Source organism: Leptospira koniambonensis (assembly GCF_004769555.1).
GTDB classification, from domain to species: Bacteria; Spirochaetota; Leptospiria; order Leptospirales; family Leptospiraceae; genus Leptospira_B; species Leptospira_B koniambonensis.
The window spans coordinates 829,138-847,608 of sequence record NZ_RQFY01000004.1 but is presented as its reverse complement, the minus strand read 5'-3'; the positions used below and the strand labels follow the sequence as shown (position 1 = coordinate 847,608).

Genomic DNA, 18,471 nt, shown 5'->3' with positions numbered 1-18,471 from the left:
TTTTCGAATCGAGATAATATAATTTCTGAAATAAATAAAATTTTTATTTCGAAGGTTCGTTCGAATTCAACGAGTAAAGTTTGTTCTATATTTTATAAAGAAGAAGAAATGAATTACTAAAGGGATGATTAAGGCTTGCGGCCCTTCTTCTTTGGAGAAGCAGCTTTTAAATTTTTAGGATCTGTATCTTTACTCATTCGGATTAATTGTGGTCCCATAAATTTTAGGAACTCCTCTAAGAAGGTAACAAATCCTTTAGAAGCTCTGTTCTCGCTAATGAAGATCAAGATTCTACGAATTGCAGGATCTTCCGTTAGATCACCTAGAGCAGTTTCGTGAATATTCTTCTTATCTTTGTCTAAGAAAGCTTTTAGCTCCAAACGAAAGAACAAACAAAGATTGATAAAATCGTGAGTAAGTAATCTGGATTCTCCCCTTTCTATTTTTCCTAAAAGGTTGGGATTGAACGGTACTCCATATTCTTTTTTAAGAGCGTCGGCAAGTTCCTTTAAAGAGAGACCTTTCTCCATCCGGCAATATCGGAAGACATCACCTATTTTAACATATATTGATTCGATGGAGCCGTTTTCCATATTTTGAACACTCAAAAAGTGTTAAGAATAGAATATGATCTGCGAAGCGGCCCTGCTTCGAATCGAATTCTTTTTCTAAGGATTGACTTAGCTCGATTTGTGCTGAATTTTCTATTCTAAGAGTATTTTAATTACTTTTATACATTTTTTATTCTCTTTATTACTTCTAGATTTTTTCAGCAAGCTGTTCATTCCCTAAATCTTAGGGATTATTTCTTTCCTAGGAAAAATTTCAGACTTCAGAATTTAAGATTCAAAATTTGGTTTGGGGCTTTGTTGTATAATTAGAATGGAAACAGATACAAAAAAAACACTAGACCGTATTATCTCTCATCCTTCCATCTGCGGAGGTAAACCAGTCATCCGGGGAACCTCGATCCGAGTTTTAGAAATATTAGATATGATTTTTCTAGGATTCGGATACCGTGAAATCCTGAATGAATATCCAAATATTAAGGTTTTGGATATCGAAGCTTGTTTGGAATATGCTTCTAAAAGATTACATTCTCCGATATTAGATAAAGCGAATCGAGAACTTCCGAGAGAATTTGCTTCGGAACTCAGAGAAGCTAACCGGAGAGTTTCTTAAAAATCTGAGGTTGGCTTTTGAAGCCCGCGAAGCGGGCTATGAAAAGTGAAATTTCGGAGGATTATAGCCTTTCTCCTAAGATCGGCCCTCCAACTTTTTGCATCATTCTTTCTTTAGTAAGAATTAGATCTTCTCTATTGTCCGCGGCCATCTCTGCAGGCCCATCCAAATAGATCGCACCTTTAGGACATGCCTCTTCGCACATTCCACAGAATATACAACGTAATAGATCTATCTCAAACTTCTTAGCAAACTTATCTTCTGGATGAAGATGTTGAATTTCAGGAGTTACATGTCCTGCTTCTATCTTGATCGCGTCCGCAGGACAGATCCACATACAACAGAAACAGCTGGTACATCTTTCTCTGCCAATCTCATCCCGCTTCATAGTATGCATTCCACGGAAACGAGTAGAAAACTTTCTTTTCTTTTCGGGGAATTCTAATGTGACTGCGCCTTTTAGAAAAGCTGCTTTGATAAAATGTTTAAGAGTGATCCAAAGACCATTCGCGATCGAATAGGAATATAATCTTTGGTACCAAGCGGGCTTATGTTTTGCCGCTACATTAATTACATTAACGGTTCCCAACGGCTGCCTCTCTAGAGTTAGAACGTAATTCTAAGGTTTTCTTTTCTAATAAGGAGAAGATTTCCGCAGAGCCCGATAAACCTTTTGGTGCTTCCATAGATTTATTAAAGTTCTGGATCCATCCTTTTTTATTCGTGAAACTTCCGCTTTGTTCTGAATAAGCTTTGATCGGTACGGAATATTTAGCTTTAGTCGCATCTTCCGTAAGGTTCGTTTCTAAGACTATAATAGATTCAGAAGGAACACCAGCCAAGATTTCAGAAACCTTTTCTTTAATTACAAAGATCAGATCAAATTCACCTTTTGCTGCTGCAGAACGAATGGAATCGATCCCTTCCGCAGAAACAAATCCTGCGTCTATAGCACCTTTAGTGTTCGGTCTTTTGTCAGTGGTATATTGGAAATCCACTTGTTCAGGTTCTTTGTATTGTTCTGAACTTACTCTTGCTTCCGTTACGAAAGCAACTCCAAGCTTGGATAAAGATTCTTTTATCGATTTTAAGTTTTGATCCGACTCGTGAGCTCCACCGATCACTGCGATCTTTTTGGATCTAGAAATTTTTTCAGAAATTTCATCCAGAACAGTAGTGCTTACACTTGTTTCTCCATTTTTATAGAAGGAGAAAAGTCTATTCGTATTCAACCAATCAACATTGAATCTTCCTTTATCACAAAGGAAATACTGCTCCTTCTCCTCATCTACACGAGGCATATAGCGGAACATTTTGTTGTCTCTTACGTTTGTATAAGTTTTACAACCTGTGCTACATCCCGGACAAACAGACTCTTCTGATTTATACCACCAAACCCTGGACTTGAATAATGTTTTATGATTTAATAATGCACCAACTGGACAGATATCTGCAAGCGCACCTTGGTAGTTATGATTGATAGGTTCTTCTTTTGCGAGACCTATAATGGAATGATATCCTCTTTCAAAGAGTCCAAGGTTGGATTCTCCCACCATTTCTTCTTCGAAACGAACACAACGATAACATACGATACAACGATTATGGTTGATGATCAGGTTGGAACCGATCTCTTCCTGAGGAATATTCCTTTTTTCTAATGTGAATCTGGAATTTCCTTTTCCTGAACCGAAAGAATTATCCTGAAGCTGGCATTCTCCAGCCTTATCGCAAACAGGACAATCTAATGGGTGGTTCGCAAGCAGGAACTCCATCGTCCCTTCTCTTGCTTCTATAACTCTATCACTCTTAGTGACGATCGAAAGTCCTTCAGTAACTTTAGTATTGCAGGCAACTTGTAAACGGGGAATCCCTTCTATCTCGATGAGGCACATACGGCACATGCCCACGACAGACAATTTAGGATGATAACAGAAAAACGGAATATCCACTCCGGCATCTTTAGCTGCGGATATTAGATTTTTTTTCTCGTCGACCTCGTATTCGATCCCGTCTATCTTTATCTTGACCACTCGAACCTCCGTTTTTCTAAACAAACCAGGGCGCCAAATTTCATTTGAAACGTACTATTCTAAGTTGGCAACCCGTTTCTAGAAGTAAAGATGTGAGAGCCTGTCTCAGGTTCTCAAAGTCCGCTTAGCAGACTGAGAGACAAATTCAGAGTTTTAGATCCTTGTAATAATCCGGAACTTTGGCCCATTTCTGGTACCACTGAGGATTCATCGCCCTTTGGTAAAGATAGGCATCCACTAGAACCAGGTTTATCGCTGCTTCCACGATCGGAACTGCTCTAGGCAGAACGCATGGATCATGCCTGCCTTTCGCTTCCAATGTGGTTTCTTTTCCGTCGATATTTACAGTATTTTGTTTTTTGAAAATGGTAGAAGTAGGTTTAAATGCTGCTCGAACCACCAAAGTTTCTCCGTTGGAGATCCCACCTTGGAGTCCTCCGGAATTATTTGTGCGAGTGCGGACTCTTCCGGTTCCTTCTTCTACATAAAACTCGTCGTTATGAGTACTTCCAGTTAGAAGAGTTCCAGAAAATCCAGAACCAACTTCGAATCCTTTACAAGCAGGAATGGATAGAATTGCTTTTGCTATGTCACCATCCAGTTTATCGTACACTGGATCTCCAAGACCTGGAGGAAGATTATAAGAAGCAGAGCGGATAATTCCACCCACACTGTCTCCAGCTTCTTTCATTTCAAGAATGAGAGAACGCATTTTATCTGCAGCCTGAGGATCAGGACAACGGACCTCATTTACATCTACTTCTTCTCTGGTCCCCGGATATTTACTTTCTGCAATTTCAGAAGTGATGGTGCCGATTGTATCTACCCAAGCGACTGTTTTGATTCCAAGATCATCTTCTAGGATCATTCTTGCAATTGCACCCGCAGCTACTCTTGCAATTGTTTCACGAACGGAAGATCTTCCTCCTCCTACGTGAGCACGAAATCCGTACTTGGTTTGGTAAGTATAATCTGCGTGAGAAGGACGGAAAGTTTCCCTTAGATTTTCGTAATCTTTCGAGATCGTGTTCTGATTGTTTACGATCAATGCGATCGGACTTCCGATCGTCTTTCCCTCAAATACTCCGGAGAGAACTCGAACAGTGTCCGATTCATCCCTAGGAGTGGTGAGTTTACTTTGTCCGGGTCTTCTTCTGTTTAAATCCTTTTGGATCTCATCCAATCGGATCGGAATTCCTGCAGGAACTCCTTCAACAACAACTCCCACGGCCTCGCCATGAGATTCTCCGAACGTACTAACTTTGAATATTTTACCCCAACTGGAAGGCATACAGTACCAGAAAACAGGAGACCGCCAACGGAAGAAAGTAGGATTCCGAAGTGAGAAGGAAAAGAGAACTGTTTACGCGACAGATTTCGGAGCTGTTTTACGGTAACTTCTATCAATCAGATCAAACAAAGGTGGATCCAATTCAGGATCGATAGAATAAATCACCCTTCTTGGGTCCACTGCGTTCGCAAGATTGAAGACTGCCTTTCTAATATCAGGACGGAAAGTTTTACGATCGTAACCTACGATCTTAAGTTTTCCTTTATTAGAGAAAACAGGTCTGATTGTTCCAACTCTTTCTAAAAGAGGGCGGGTTTGGTTTTTGTTAATCTCTTTAATAACGCAGGTCTCAAAGTGAATCTTATGCTGAGAATCTGTAGAAACTACGATCACATAGTCCCCTACGTTCAGAACACTTTTGTTCTCACATAAACTCAATGCCATAAAATCGAAAAATTCCTTAACCACTCTTTCATTATATGAAAAAAAGCTATTATTCAAGATCAACTTCATGGCGGTAATAGGAGAATATGCAGATCTCCAATGTTGTTCGCTGCTGAGAGATGCAAATTCTCCCGCGATAGAAATAATAGCAGGATCATCTTCGCTATAAGAATTGTTTTGCAGAATATACAATTGCCTCTGCATATCTTCTACAAGTACACTCCTGGAAGGATCGTTCTTATATTTTTCGTAATATTCTCCCAGTCGTTTCTGTAAGAAAGTTGTAGAAGGATAGTTATTATTTAATCCTTCTCCTCTGTACGGTCTATGACTGTTTAATACTGCGGTTTTTACTGGGCTTTGGATAGAAGCCATATTTCCGATCATCAAGTAACTAATGATAGGATGATTTTTTACATATTCGAATTCTTCAGTACTTAGGTTTCCATGCACAGGAAATTTCATTCTGACCTTGCCTATATCTACCATATAAGCTGCCATCATCAGATTCAATTGTTGTGCCTTGGAATTTTCGCTATCCTTAATGGAAATCGCTTTCAAACTGCGCAGTTTCATCGCCATAGAGATGACAGTTCTTTTGGTTAGAACTTCGGAATCAGTTTCGACTCCTGCGGCTTTCATTACTTCGATTACGTTAACCAAACCTAATTCAACGTCTTGGCTGTTCGCAAAATCATCTAAGATCCCGTCGATCGCCTTCGCAACATTCTTCACATGATTTCCATTTAAAGGATAATCTCTTAGGTCTTTGAGAAGATCAGAAGCCTGTCTTGCCATCTGCAAAGTAAGATCAGGATTCACTAATTTGATAAAGGAAACTTTTTTGCCGTTTACCGAGTCGGGTTGGTCTGTTTGAATTACAACTTTATGTCTTTCGGATAGAAGGAAGTAGATCCCTTGTAATTCGAACTTTTGCAGTTTGTTAATATCCGCTTCGCTAGCACTGTCTTTGCGATGGATTAAGATCTGTCCGTTCTTATTGTAAAAGTCGACCGGGATGGATTGACTTTCTTTAAATTGTCTAATTACTTCTGCATTGAACTCAAATCTTTCAAGTCTGAGAGGATCGATTGGACCACTTTGAAATTGAGTCATAGTAAAAATCCATACGCATTACCAGAGGGCCAAAAATATAAACCCAAAGTACATAACGTTTAAGTAAGATATATGTGTAGTATCAAAGAAATGATTTAACCTAGCTAGTAGGCAAGAATAAATTTCCGAAATTGTGTCAATCGATCAAGAAACGGGCGCTTTAGAGGCAGAATCCGAATCGGAAGAAGTCCTAGAGGGATATGTTTCCCTTACTTTGCGATCCAATGAGTCAAAAAACTCAGGATCAATTTCCGGATCTACCAAATAGATAATCCTTCTAGGGTCAGCGTTACGTTCCAGGTTGAAAATTGCTCTTCTTCTATCCACGGCCAAGCTGCCCATCTCGAAGCCTGAGATCCTTACCTTTCCGTTATTTGCAAACTTCGGTCGGATAGTTCCCACTCTTTCCAACATCGGTCGGATTGAATTTTTGTGTGAATCTTTGATAATACAGATCTCGAAGAATACCTTACGATTTGAATCCTGAGAAGCTACAATAACGTAATCTCCGATTTTCACGAATGGCTGGTTATCACATAAGGATAGACCAACATGATCGAAAAAGTCTTTGAGAGTTTTCTCGTTATAGGCAAAAAAACTATTATTCAATATAAGTTTCATTGCCTTGAGACCATCCATCGGTTCTCTCCAAGGCTGAGGAGTTGTTAAAGAAGCAAATTCACCCGCGATGGAAAGGATCCCAATATCTTCGTAAGAAATTGCGTTAGTAAGAATAGACTTTACTTGTCTTTGGATATCAGTAGCTAAAAGGTTTTTACGAAAATCGTCTTTATACTTTTCTCTGTAACCCTGGAGTTTTTGGACCAAAGGTTTGGTTTGGGGATAATTATTATTCATCCCTTCTCCGCGATGAGGTCTATGGTGATTCAAAACTACTGATTTGACCGGATCTTCGATTTCTGGAAGATTAGCGATCATCAAATAACTGATGATTGGATGGTTTTTAATATATTCCAACTCTTCCGGTTTTAGATTCGCGTGAGTCGGGATCTTCATCTGAGTATAACCGATGTCCGCGAGATAAGAAGCCATCATCAGATTCATCTGCTCTGTCTTCTTCTGGTCCATATCTACTTTGGTAAAAACCTTTGCGGCCCTTACTTTCAAAGCCATTGCGATCACAGTTCTTTTAGTGAGAACTTCTGAGTCAACGGGCATACCCGCATTCTTCATTACTTCTATAATATTGACTAGTCCAGTCTCCATGTTCGGAGAAGATTTAAAATCGTCTAGGACTGCGTTAATGGATTTATTGATCTCTTTAACATGATCTCCGTTTAACGGAAACTTTTTGATATCGGATAATAGATCGGTCGCTCCCCTGGACATATCCAAAGTGAGTGTAGGATTAATAAGCTTATCGAAAGAAGGATCTAAGGAACTTTTTTTAGCAGAACCCGGATGGATCTTGGCAATCTCAGCAGTTAAAAAATAGATCCCTTGTTTTTCGAATTTTTGAAGACGACTGATATCGTCTCCGGTGGCCATATCCTTTTTATGAATTAGGATCTGTCCGTGTTTATTATAAAAATCGACAGGTATAATTCTATTTTCTCGAAAGTGTTGGATCACTTCTTCTGTAAAATCGAATTTTTGTAAATCTCTGGCTGCGTCCATCGTTAGGTGGAAGGAACTCCTGGATAATAATATCGGCAAATCGATCCAATGAATCGAATCATTCCGATACCATAATACGTCTCTTTATGGGTTTAATAGTTTGGACGTTTCAAATATGCCCGATCAAACTTGATTTAGGCTGCTTTGTAGAATATATCTACGGATCCTTTCTTCTGTGGAGCTGCCAGCAAACCCAATCCCTGTACGAGAGTCGGTCAGTATGAATGTATCCTGTGCTTTCAAAGACTTACCGTCTGTTCTAACTTCGCCAGAGAGAATATTGATCCCCAGATCCTTTAAAACTCCGGTAACAAAGTATAATAATCCTTTTCTATCGGGAGCTTCTAAGTAGAACTTTGTAGCAGAATTGCCAGGTACGTCTTCAAATTCCAATTGAGAATCTTGTCCTAGATAAAATGTATTTCGAATATCTATTTCACTTGAGGTTTGGATCATCTCTTCCAACGCATTATCATCGGAAAAGACAGAAGACATTAAGATGCCGAGTTTGGATGCCTTGATTTTAGAATCTGTTTCAGGAGATCTAAGAAGAAATTCGTCGTAACTGATCATGGAGTCCCCGTCCTTGATCGTGCGAATATCTCCGGAAAGGATCTCAAATCCCATAAAGAACATTGCCTTCACCATTTTATGAAGTGTTCCTGGGGCAGTTTCAGAAGTCTTGAGAGTTACTCTATAGACTCCATATTCTTCTTTGTAGTTAAATTCTATCATAGTTTCCGCTTTCCTACAAAGCCTGCATAATACTTGAAAAATAACACTCAAAAACCCGAGTTTTTGAGGAATGTTTTCGAAGTCTAAATGAGTAGTAGCTCCTTTTTCAATATTCTGTCTCCTAAAATTTTTCATCAATGAGACAGAAGTTCGAGGAAAATCTGCTGCTACCGGATATACGCGGAAAGCACTCCCGAATATACTGGGGAAATCGGAGAAATTTTTTTACTAACCGATACGCCCTTCTTCCCGCTGGGGATACATATATGACAAATAAACAGAAATTTACCGAAGGATTCAAATTCGGAAAAACACAGGCGACTCAATCTAATACAAAAACTGCAGTACCTAAGGTTCCACAAGGAAGCCAGGCTGCTCGAGGCTCTTATTCTTCTTCTTTAGGGCCAAGTTTTGTAGGGAGTGAACCTTCTTCTGAATCTCCTTTTCTAATTCTTCTTGGACTAGGCAGATATTTTAAAAATTATAAAGTTCGACTAGGAATCGTTTTAGGCCTTCTTTTTACTGAAATCATCGTTTATTCTGCAATTCCTTTCTCTTTTAAGTTTTTAATCGATGAGGCTCTCATCGGAAAGAATGAAACAGTTCTCTATGTTACAGGTGCACTTCTAATTGGGGGCACGATCTTAATCACTGCCGCAGGAACAGTCAGAGACTATTTATACAATTGGGTCTCAGCTCGTGCTATAAGAGACATGAGAGAAGAGTTATTCATTCACCTACAAAGAGTGAACTTGGACTTCTATGCAAATACTCGTTTGGGAGATGTTCTCTCAAGATTCTCCACCGACCTTTCTGCTTTAGAAAACGCAGTACTTGCGCTTATTCCTTGGGGAATTTCTCCATTACTCGAAGCAATCTTCGGAACTGCATTATTATTCGCTTTAGATTGGAAGTTAGGAGCAATTGCTACCTTGATCTGGCCAATCACTTTCTTGGGGCCTGTATTCTTCTCCACTAGATCTACTGCAGCAAGTTACGAAAGAAAGATAGAAGAAGCCAAGGTCCTCACCGCGGTTGAAGAATCTATCTCCGCTCAGAACTTGATCCGAGTTTACGATTTGGATGGAGCTTTCTGGGATAAATTCAAAGGGAATTGTGAGAAATTATTTCACGTTTCCTTAAGATTAGGACTGACCAATTCATATTTAGAACGTTCTGCTTCCGGCGGAATTTTACTTTTACAAGCAGTACTTTTAATTTCGGGCGCATGGTTTGCATTCCATGGAATGGTGAGTGTTGGAGCTTTAGCGGCTTTTCTTCCTCCATTCTTGAATTTGTCTTATTCTCTACTTTATGTGTCTCAATATTTTCCTACTATGAACCAAGCAAGCGGATCCGCTAGAAGAATATTAGAGATTTTAAGAACTCCTACCTTCGAATCAGAAGGAGGAGAACGTCCATTTGCACCTTCTGAATTACAAAATTCAATCAAACTAGAAGATTTACATTTCCGTTATAAAGGTAGAACTAAAAATCTAAGCGGCGTCAACTTAGAGATCAAAAAAGGAACTTATACAGTAATCCTTGGACAAAGTGGTTCTGGAAAAAGTACTATTTTAAAATTCATTTTAGGAATGATGGAACCGAACCAAGGAAAAGTTTCTTTGGATGGGATTGCAATGGAGAAGATCCGTTTGGATGCACTTCATTCCATGATCGGAATTGTATTCCAAGATACTTTCTTATTCCATACTAGCATTCTGGAAAATATTCGTATGGGACGCCCTGACGCAACTCCTGAAGAAGCGATCGAAGCAGCAAAACTTGCGGAGATCCACGAATTCATTTCTGCACTTCCTGATGGATACGAAACTATCGCTGGAGACAAGGGCTCAAAACTTTCAGGTGGAGAAAAACAAAGGATCGCTCTTGCAAGAGCCTTAGTAAGGAATCCTCAAATTCTTCTCTTGGATGAAGCTACTTCTGCATTGGATCCAATCACAGAAGCAAGGATCTTAAAAACTCTCCAAAAATTGAGAGAAGGAAGAACAATCGTTTCTGTGACCCATAGACTCACCGGTTTACATGCCGCCGACCAAGTAGTGGTCTTAAAAAATGGAAGTCTGGAACCTTATCCTTCTCCGGAAAATGATTCACTTTCCGCGGCCGCAATCGGATTATAGAAATATGCTGAAAGTTCCGACTTACGTTTCCGAGTCTCCAATAGGAGGCCTTGGGGTTTTTGCAGGTAGAGATATTGAAGAAGGTGAACTCGTGTGGGAGTTCCATCCTAAAACTGTTTGGACCCTAACAGAAGAAGAAGTCCAAGCTCTTCCAGAAAGACTCCAGAATCTGATCTATACTTATTCTTATTTGTTCGAAGGACAATGGTACTTCTGCGTGGATAATTCCCGCTTCATGAACCATAGTGATCAATCAAACACTTTAGAAGATAAAAGTGGAGTCCAAGGAACAAGCAATCCCGCAGGAAAGGACAGAGCTGTCCGTAAGATCCTAAAGGACGAAGAATTGACCTGTAACTATAAACAATTTGATCAGAACTGGAAAGAAAAACTTCCTTCTTAATAATCTATCTTAAGATCTTTGATCTTTTTATCTAGAGTGTTTCTGTTGATTCCTAAGAACTTAGCAACTCTGGTCTTGGTATATTTGAATTTTTTCATCGCATACTTGATCAGTCTTGCTTCGACTTCTCCTACCACAACTTCCATAGCTCTTCCGTCCAACGCATCTAAATGAGCAGGAGAGAACTTGGAACTTGCAACTTCGGAAGAAGCTTCTGGATCCATACCGACTTCAACATCTTCTCCCTCGTCGCCGTAAAGTATACGTCCACTGATCTCGGAGAAGTCTTGTATATCTAACATTTCTAATTGAGAAAGTACAACTGCTCTTTCAATTACGTTCTCTAATTCACGAACGTTACCAGGCCAGCTATAACTCATTAAAAGTTTATGAGCTTCCCTAGTGATACCCTTGATCTTCTTAACATTTTCAGAAGTATACTTGGTAATGAAGTGATTAATCAGAAGAGGAATATCTTCCGGTCTCTCGCGAAGAGGTGGAGTCAACATATTGACAACGTTCAAACGATAATATAAGTCAGCTCTGAATAATTTTTGAGAGATCAGTTCTTCCAGATCTGCGTTAGTCGCAGCTATGATCCTTACGTCGATCTTCTTAGGTTTAACTGAACCTACTGCTTCTATTTCTTTTTCTTGAAGAACTCTCAAAAGTTTGGACTGAAGATTGAGATCCATCTCTCCTATCTCATCTAAGAAGATGGTACCAGTATCGGCCATCTCAAACTTTCCTTTTTTATCAGCGACTGCACCAGTGAATGATCCTTTTTTGTGACCGAATAATTCAGACTCCAAAAGATTTTCAGGAATAGCAGCACAGTTGATCTTGATGAAAGGTTTATCACCTCTGGAAGAATTATAATGGATCGCAGAAGCGATCATCTCTTTTCCAGTTCCGGATTCTCCAGTGATCAAAACTGATGCACGAGAATCAGAAACAAGTTGGATCATTTCGAAAAGTTTTTCCATAGACTTGGACTTTCCGATCAAAGAACCAAACTTATACTTATTCTTAAGTTCTCGTTTTAATAAAATGTTCTCTCTAGAGATCTCACGTTTTTCTTCATCGATCAGTTTTTGAATACGGATCGCTTGGTAAATTACGGAGGCGACTACTTGAAGGAAGTCTAAATACGTTTTAAGATCCACGTATTTTTTATGAACGAAGAACACGCTAACTACACCTAACACGTCAGTATCAGATTTGATAGGTGCTGCTAAGAAACTAACGTTCTCAGGATTATTCTTAAAATGACTCGCGTTGTTAAGCCTATTCAGGAAATTCTCATCGCTTACGATCGATTCAACAATAACAGCTTCTCCGGATTCATAAACTTTTCCGGTAACTCCTTCTCCAGGAAGATATACTCCCTTTTCCATTTCCTCTGCGGTAAGTCCGGAAGCCGCACTGAGTTTTAGTATATTCTTCTCAGAATCAAATAGAACGATGGAACCTCTTTCAAGATTGAGAGACTTATCCAATCTATCCATCACATCATCAAAAATTTCTTGGAGTACTAAGGTAGAAGTTACAGTTCTAGAAATATCTATAAGTACTTGTTGGATCTTATTTTTCTGCTCCAACTGTCTGAAAGTTTGGAGGTTCTTAAAGATCTGAGCCGCCATATTGGCAAGAGTGGAAACGAGCTCAAGATACTCTTCAGAGAAAGCTTGCTTTCTACTAGAGTCTAGAGAGATAACTCCGATTACCTCATCTTCTACAATCATCGGAACAGCAAGCTCGGAAAGAATATCGTCCTTAATAGAAATGTAATGTGGATTTTGGGTAACATCGTTAACGATCATCCCTTCGCCGGAAGCCGCAACAATACCAGTAATACCTTCGCCAACTCTAAGTTTAACTTTTGTACGAACAGAAGGGTTCATCCCTCTGAAAGTAACGATATCTAAAACCTCATCACCCCTGCTGATCAACATGAGGGAACCAGATCCAACCTCACAAATTTGGATACATCTCTCCAAAATCAGATCCAGAAGACGATCTGGATCTAAGGTCGAATTCATTGCGGTTGCCACTTCTTGAATATGGCGGAGTGGGCTGGGTTTTATGTAACCGGACATCTGCTTAAAAAAGGTGCTGATTGATGATTTTGCGGTCAAGGAAAAAAACTTAAAATCCAAGCAAGTCGCTTTGTTTCAAGCAAGAGATGCAAAATTTGCATTAGAATCGAGTCATGCTTAGTATTTCAAAGGACATAATATTACGAATGATCGATATACTTTCGAATTTTAGAATAAGATAATCTTCAAAATTTAGAACGAATTCTCGTTATCTGATGATTTTATTTAAAATGAGATGAAAACGTCTTTCCTCAAGTAAACATTTTCTTTACCATCTTTCTCCGGATGTCCTGCGTATTTTGCGGAGAATTTTATCTTCCAGATGGGAAACTCAAAGATGGAAAATTTCTTTGTAATACCTGTGGGAGAGAATGGATCTTAGAAAAAAGAAAACGAAACAGGATTAAACCTCCGGAAGTTCACGCATTATCGAATGAGATATTATTAGAATTTCTTTCTCTTTTTAATACTAGTCCAAATCTAGACGACCTTCTCCAAAATTTTACAAACCTAGCATTTAGAAAATTGAATCTTCCAGGGATCTCGGTCATGGTGTATGAACCAAGATTGGATCGTATCTTAGTAAAATCATGTAAGAATAAAAAAGGTCCTGCATTAGAAAAATTAGCCTTTCGAATGGAGATCAAAAAAGGAGAACAGAATGGGCCTCTAGGACAGGCGATCGAAACATGTAAATCAGTGTATTATAGATTTGATCAACAACCTCATAAACAGATCAGACAATACGGCCGAGTAAACAAGGTAGAATCAGAACTTTCTGTACCAATCCATCTCAAAAAAGAAGTATTAGGGTTAATTAATGTAGATTATGAAAAAGACGATCCGGTGCAAGCGGAGAAGGATCGTTATTTTCTAGAATTGATCGCAAGCCAGTTTGCAACCACACTAAAAAATAGAATTCTTTTCGAGGTCTCTCAAACACAATCCAGGAATTTTAGAAATCTTCACTCAGCGGCTTTAAAACTTAGTAGTTTAGGATTCAAGTACAGAACTGAAATTTTCCGGGTCATTCTTCTTTCCTTAACCGAATTTTCAGAAAGTAATCTTTTCGTTTTGTTAGAAAGAAAAATAGATGAGTCAGGAAAAACAATCTCCACCGAAGGACATATACTTACTGGAAGTCCAAGAGCACCAGAGATCAAATTAAATGTTCAATTAAAGGGAGAATGGAACGTACTTAAGAAACCTACTGAGTCCGCCATCTTAATGGATTCCGTTGATTTAAAAGAATGGAAAACTTTAGGAAGTAACGGTAGAAAAAAACACTTAGCAATCTTACCAGTATTACGTTCTGATAATTCAGAGATCTGGATACTTCTCGCCAAAGAAGAAGAACTACATTGGAGTCCTGAAGAAATAGATGTATTAAACGCATTCGCAGTCCAAGCGGGAATCTCAGTCCAAAACTTTCATCTATTTCACCAAAGAGCTGAAAAAGAAAGATTGGATAAAGAAATTGAGATCGCTAGAGACTTACAAAGATCATTACTTCCAAGAAAAATGCCAGATCATCCGAACTATGAATTCGGTGGGATCATGATACCTGCAATTGGAGTAGGTGGGGACTATTACGATTTTATAACGCATCCCACCAACAAAGAAACTTATGTTTGCATTGGTGATGTAAGTGGTAAAGGAGTTCCAGCTGGAATTGTAATGGCAACTGTCAGAACAGTGATCCATTCTCTAGTCAGAAAAAATCCAAGCCCTTGGGAAATTTTACAAACAGTTAATACCTATCTATATCAAAATTATTTTAAGGATATAGTCTCTCCCCGTTTCATGTCTTTAACCATTATTCATTGGGATCGAAACGAAAATCGTTTTGTATTTAGTGGAGGAGGTCAGGGAAATATTTTAGTATATCGTAAAAAGGAAAATCGTTTAGAGGAAATTCCGACAGGAGGAGTGGTTTTAGGAATAGATCCGGACATTGACCATTTTGAAAATAGTGGAGAATTTAATTTAGAACCAGGTGATTTTTTCCTGATGTTCACAGATGGGGTTTGGGAAGCAATGGATCCTTCTGAAGACTTTTTTGAAATGGAACGTTTGCATAAATGTGTTTTTGAAGCTAGAAAAGAAAGTCTTCCTCTTCTCTTGGAAACCGTATTAAAAAAGATAAAAAACTTTACTGGGGAAAGGGAACAGACAGATGATATTACTTTAATAGGCGTAAAACGCTTAAAATAAAAATGAACGAAACCTTAGAATCCATTTTTCAATCCGCTTGGTCCAAATTAAAAAACTACCAAGACTTTATGAAAAGTAAACCTGCTGTGATTGCTTTTTCTGGCGGAAAAGATTCTTCCTTACTTCTTCAATTCTACCTTTGGCTTCATCATAAAGATCTAATCTCTCATTTTCCGACCATTTATCATTTGGATCATTCGATTCGTGATAATAGAGAACAAGAATCTGAAATCTTAAAATATATCCGCTCCATAGCTCCTAATTCTACCTTTAAAAAAAAAACGTTCCTAAGTTTGCAACTAAGACCAAACTAAGTTTAGAAGAAGCTGGAAGAATTCTCAGATTCAGAGATCTAGAGAAAATTTCCGAAAAGATAGGCGGTTATATCGTAACCGGCCATCATGCAGAAGATTATTTAGAAACAGTACTTTTGCAACTTATCCGAGGTGGTGGCTGGAATTCTCTGCGTACATTAGGAATTTTAGAAAATAATAGATTCAGACCATTAATATTATTCGGGGAAGAAGATCGTAAAACCGCATTGGCAAAAGCCGATTGGCCTGTATTCGAAGATGAATCCAATTATTCTTCACGATATCTTAGAAATAGGATCCGATCTGAACTTCTTCCTGTACTTTTGAAAGAAGGAGCCGATCCTGATAAAATTTTTCATAATTTTCATGATCCAGATTTTCCTAGAAGTGGAACTACAAGTCGCAAAGTAAACGAAGACGAAATTAGAACAATATCCAGGCAGATTTTGGAGGAAGAGCCAGCTTCTATTTGTAAACAAGTTCTGGACCTACATTTGAAAAGTTTAGGCCTTCATCCTCTGAATTCTCAGTTTCTTACGGACCTTCTTCATAACCTGGACAGAAAAGTTTCCTTCTCTTTAGAAAACAAAGAAGTTTGGTTTTGGAAAAGTGTTTCGTCAGATTTGTACATCTTACCTAAAACTGCTTCTTATTTGAAACCGTTCAGTTATAACTCTGACTCTTTCTTTTTGAAATGGAATGGTAAGACAAAAAAGATCCCGAAAAATTGCGAGCCGTCTAACGACGGAGAAGGAGAAAAAATCCTGCTTGGAGGAATCCATCGAGACGTTTCCGAAATCCTTAGAGAGAAAGAGATTCCGGTTCCGGTCAGAAAAATGCTACCCATTCTAAAACGGGAAGGGAAAACTGTATTGCTTTGTCTTCGTATGTGGGATGCCCGTTTGGATGATATTCGATCGGATGATTTCCTTCAAGATTAGAGAGTCCAGAGGTTTATGGAAGAACTCCAAGAATTAAAGCCGGACCCATTCTTTAGAGAAGTTAGATTTCTGTCTTCTTATGCAGACGCTTCTAAAGTTCCTTCCAAAGGTATTCCTCATATCGCATTTGCTGGTCGTTCCAATTCCGGAAAGTCCAGATTATTAAACGCAATCGTAGAAAGAAAATCTTTAGCTAAGGTTTCTGCAACTCCAGGTAAAACGAAACTTCTTAACTTTTTCTTAGTTTCTAAATCTTTGTTTTTAGTAGATACGCCTGGTTTTGGTTATTCTGCAAATTCTCATAAAGATCATGAGCAGATGATGGATCTTTTGATGAATTATCTGAACTCCGCAAAAGATCTAAAATGTTTATTCTTATTATCAGATGCTCAGAGAGAATTACCTGACGAAGAATTAGAATTGATCGGTACTTGTTTCGAAAAAGGAACTAAACCTGTTTTAATCCGTACTAAAGTAGATAAACTCAATCAGTCGGAACTTTCCAAACTTAGAAAAAAAATGAAAAACATCCAAGGGTTGTATCCGATGTTAGAAATCGTTTTTGTTTCTCCTAAGTACGGAAAAGGATTACCCGAACTCAGAAAGATCATAGAGAATATGATGAAATCTTTGATCATTCCTCCAATGGAAGAAGACACGATCCCTCAAGAGACCAACGAACAAGGCTAAAATTAAACGTGAGTTTCTAAAAGGTTACCGGCGGAGTTGATTGCATCTCCATAATATACTTGTCCGGCAAACTGGATCTGTTTTTGATTTAGTTCTTGGATTGTTTTTAAAGTCTCTTCTAAAAGAGCTTTCAGTTTTTCCTGGCTTAACGCCATTTCCAACTTACGTTTTCTTTCTATAAGCTCCATATGACGGCGAGCTTCGTCTTCCGATTTTCCTTGAGGATCATCATGAGAAGAGACCTGATTCTTATCCAATCGATTCAATTCTAGATCAATGTCCCTTAGCTCGGACATAAGTTCCCATTCTTTATCAGAGATAAGCTCAGAATGAGAAGCAGCTTCTTTCTTCTTAGTAGAATCAGCCTGTTTGTTGGAATTCCCACTTTCTTCTTCATTTAAAGGGGAAAGATTGGATTTCTTTTCTTCAGTCTTTTTGACTGTAGTTGCTTTGGTTTCCCCAGCAACGGCTACTAATTTCCCATCTCTAAGTTCGTATTCAATTGATACGTCTATAGATCTGAGTTCAGCATTATCTCGAATTGCTTCGTTACGAAATTCTGCAACATGAGCAAGTTCATGAGAAATAACATGGAGTACAGAACTAGCCTGAGGCGCACTTTCCAGTTGCCCGTGACCAATGTACTTAACCGAAGTATCTTTCGGTCTTTCCATCATGGAAGAAGATTGTATAACTCCCAGGTTCATCCTATTATAAATGTCGGCCTGGCAAGCCTTGAGTTTAGAGTTTTGGAAAAAAATTCCCTTTACTTAATAGAAAAACGTTATCTGCAATGAGCTATCTTATTAAGTATCTCAAGTATGCTTGTGTCACAAAGATCATGAAATACTATCGCATATCTTTGTCCCATATTGTTAACAGTTTTACGAATAACCTCTCCTGGTATCTCGCAGGTAAACATTGGCGACATAATCGTAATTTTTTTACCAGGATTCCAATCTTCATCCGAAAGAATGGAAGCCCCTATCATCGATATATCTACCAAAACACCTTCACTCCAATTTCCTCCCTCGAAAAGTTTAACCCGACTGTCTTTACGGAACCTTGTATAAAATCTTTGGTCCGCCGGCAAATCAGGTAGTACCTTTTCAGAAGGATTCATCCCGATCTCTGTTCTTTGCATAGCCGTGAGAGCATACAGTACTAAGAAAAAATTTAAAAGAAGATTTCTTTTAAAGAGAAGATTCTTTTTAAAAAAGAAATTTAGAT

Annotated in this window: 15 protein-coding genes and 1 pseudogene; 6 read left to right on the top strand and 10 right to left on the bottom strand. The window is 38.6% G+C overall.

Annotated elements, in window-relative coordinates; genetic code table 11:
• Positions 1–128 precede the first annotated feature (128 nt).
• On the bottom strand, positions 129–530 hold the full coding sequence (locus EHQ52_RS08015) for a hypothetical protein (protein WP_135614677.1): 402 nt from the start codon (positions 528–530) through the stop codon (positions 129–131).
• A 352-nt stretch (positions 531–882) separates the two neighbouring features.
• Between EHQ52_RS08015 and EHQ52_RS08010 the strand changes: the two genes are divergently transcribed.
• Entirely contained in the window at positions 883–1,182 is a 300-nt protein-coding gene (locus EHQ52_RS08010) for a DUF433 domain-containing protein (protein ID WP_135614676.1), read from the top strand.
• A gap of 61 nt (positions 1,183–1,243) precedes the next feature.
• Here EHQ52_RS08010 and EHQ52_RS08005 read toward each other — a convergent pair whose 3' ends face one another.
• The 6 genes from EHQ52_RS08005 to EHQ52_RS07980 all read right to left on the bottom strand — a co-directional run bounded on the left by EHQ52_RS08005 (position 1,244) and on the right by EHQ52_RS07980 (position 8,436).
• Positions 1,244–1,771: a NuoI/complex I 23 kDa subunit family protein gene (locus tag EHQ52_RS08005; protein WP_086447664.1), complete on the bottom strand. Its 528-nt coding sequence runs from the start codon at positions 1,769–1,771 to the stop codon at positions 1,244–1,246.
• A complete protein-coding gene (locus tag EHQ52_RS08000) occupies positions 1,758–3,212 on the bottom strand; it encodes an NADH-quinone oxidoreductase subunit G (RefSeq protein ID WP_135614675.1) in 1,455 nt (484 codons plus the stop codon). Before EHQ52_RS08000 ends, EHQ52_RS08005 begins: the two co-directional genes overlap by 14 nt.
• Positions 3,213–3,357: 145 nt before the next feature.
• Complete coding sequence (gene aroC / locus EHQ52_RS07995; protein ID WP_135614674.1) at positions 3,358–4,503, bottom strand: chorismate synthase; 1,146 nt, start codon at positions 4,501–4,503, stop codon at positions 3,358–3,360.
• A gap of 72 nt (positions 4,504–4,575) precedes the next feature.
• Positions 4,576–6,063, bottom strand: a complete 1,488-nt coding sequence (locus EHQ52_RS07990; RefSeq protein ID WP_135614673.1) for an HD-GYP domain-containing protein — start codon at positions 6,061–6,063, stop codon at positions 4,576–4,578.
• A gap of 144 nt (positions 6,064–6,207) precedes the next feature.
• Positions 6,208–7,701, bottom strand: a complete 1,494-nt coding sequence (locus EHQ52_RS07985) for an HD-GYP domain-containing protein (protein ID WP_135615686.1) — start codon at positions 7,699–7,701, stop codon at positions 6,208–6,210.
• A 123-nt stretch (positions 7,702–7,824) separates the two neighbouring features.
• Entirely contained in the window at positions 7,825–8,436 is a 612-nt protein-coding gene (locus EHQ52_RS07980; protein WP_100767834.1) for an ACT domain-containing protein, read from the bottom strand.
• Positions 8,437–8,702: 266 nt separating this feature from the next.
• Here EHQ52_RS07980 and EHQ52_RS07975 point away from each other — a divergent pair, with 266 nt between their 5' ends.
• Positions 8,703–10,580: an ABC transporter ATP-binding protein gene (locus tag EHQ52_RS07975; protein ID WP_135614672.1), complete on the top strand. Its 1,878-nt coding sequence runs from the start codon at positions 8,703–8,705 to the stop codon at positions 10,578–10,580.
• A gap of 4 nt (positions 10,581–10,584) precedes the next feature.
• Positions 10,585–10,983 carry an SET domain-containing protein gene (locus EHQ52_RS07970; protein ID WP_135614671.1) on the top strand — a complete coding sequence of 133 codons (399 nt, stop codon included), beginning with the start codon at positions 10,585–10,587 and terminating at the stop codon, positions 10,981–10,983.
• On the opposite strand, the gene EHQ52_RS07965 is transcribed toward EHQ52_RS07970, so the two are convergent.
• Entirely contained in the window at positions 10,980–13,025 is a 2,046-nt protein-coding gene (locus tag EHQ52_RS07965) for a sigma-54-dependent Fis family transcriptional regulator (protein ID WP_135614670.1), read from the bottom strand. The two genes, EHQ52_RS07970 and EHQ52_RS07965, sit on opposite strands and share 4 nt — an antisense overlap.
• Positions 13,026–13,367: 342 nt before the next feature.
• On the opposite strand from EHQ52_RS07965, the gene EHQ52_RS07960 reads away from it, so the two are divergent.
• The 3 genes and pseudogenes from EHQ52_RS07960 to yihA all read left to right on the top strand — a co-directional run bounded on the left by EHQ52_RS07960 (position 13,368) and on the right by yihA (position 17,241).
• A complete protein-coding gene (locus EHQ52_RS07960) occupies positions 13,368–15,296 on the top strand; it encodes a GAF domain-containing SpoIIE family protein phosphatase (RefSeq protein ID WP_135614669.1) in 1,929 nt (642 codons plus the stop codon).
• A 2-nt stretch (positions 15,297–15,298) separates the two neighbouring features.
• A pseudogene (gene tilS / locus EHQ52_RS20315) lies at positions 15,299–16,551 on the top strand (tRNA lysidine(34) synthetase TilS).
• A gap of 15 nt (positions 16,552–16,566) precedes the next feature.
• Complete coding sequence (gene yihA / locus EHQ52_RS07945) at positions 16,567–17,241, top strand: ribosome biogenesis GTP-binding protein YihA/YsxC (protein WP_086447653.1); 675 nt, start codon at positions 16,567–16,569, stop codon at positions 17,239–17,241.
• Positions 17,242–17,243: 2 nt separating this feature from the next.
• On the opposite strand, the gene EHQ52_RS07940 is transcribed toward yihA, so the two are convergent.
• A complete protein-coding gene (locus tag EHQ52_RS07940; RefSeq protein WP_135614667.1) occupies positions 17,244–17,948 on the bottom strand; it encodes a hypothetical protein in 705 nt (234 codons plus the stop codon).
• 77 nt (positions 17,949–18,025) lie between these two features.
• The gene (locus tag EHQ52_RS07935; protein ID WP_135614666.1) at positions 18,026–18,364 is read right to left on the bottom strand and encodes a PilZ domain-containing protein; all 339 of its coding nucleotides are present in this window, start codon (positions 18,362–18,364) and stop codon (positions 18,026–18,028) included.
• Positions 18,365–18,471: the final 107 nt, after the last annotated feature.

Coding starts and splice junctions, on each gene's coding strand:
- EHQ52_RS08010 (WP_135614676.1), top strand. CDS start 883: ATGGAAACAGATACAAAAAAAACACTAGACCGTATTATCTCTCATCCT.
- EHQ52_RS08015 (WP_135614677.1), bottom strand. CDS start 530: ATGGAGAAAGGTCTCTCTTTAAAGGAACTTGCCGACGCTCTTAAAAAA.
- EHQ52_RS07985 (WP_135615686.1), bottom strand. CDS start 7,701: ATGGACGCAGCCAGAGATTTACAAAAATTCGATTTTACAGAAGAAGTG.
- EHQ52_RS07970 (WP_135614671.1), top strand. CDS start 10,585: ATGCTGAAAGTTCCGACTTACGTTTCCGAGTCTCCAATAGGAGGCCTT.
- EHQ52_RS07975 (WP_135614672.1), top strand. CDS start 8,703: ATGACAAATAAACAGAAATTTACCGAAGGATTCAAATTCGGAAAAACA.
- EHQ52_RS07990 (WP_135614673.1), bottom strand. CDS start 6,063: ATGACTCAATTTCAAAGTGGTCCAATCGATCCTCTCAGACTTGAAAGA.
- yihA (WP_086447653.1), top strand. CDS start 16,567: ATGGAAGAACTCCAAGAATTAAAGCCGGACCCATTCTTTAGAGAAGTT.
- aroC (WP_135614674.1), bottom strand. CDS start 4,503: ATGCCTTCCAGTTGGGGTAAAATATTCAAAGTTAGTACGTTCGGAGAA.
- EHQ52_RS07935 (WP_135614666.1), bottom strand. CDS start 18,364: ATGAATCCTTCTGAAAAGGTACTACCTGATTTGCCGGCGGACCAAAGA.
- EHQ52_RS07965 (WP_135614670.1), bottom strand. CDS start 13,025: ATGAATTCGACCTTAGATCCAGATCGTCTTCTGGATCTGATTTTGGAG.
- EHQ52_RS07960 (WP_135614669.1), top strand. CDS start 13,368: ATGTCCTGCGTATTTTGCGGAGAATTTTATCTTCCAGATGGGAAACTC.
- EHQ52_RS07940 (WP_135614667.1), bottom strand. CDS start 17,948: ATGAACCTGGGAGTTATACAATCTTCTTCCATGATGGAAAGACCGAAA.
- EHQ52_RS07980 (WP_100767834.1), bottom strand. CDS start 8,436: ATGATAGAATTTAACTACAAAGAAGAATATGGAGTCTATAGAGTAACT.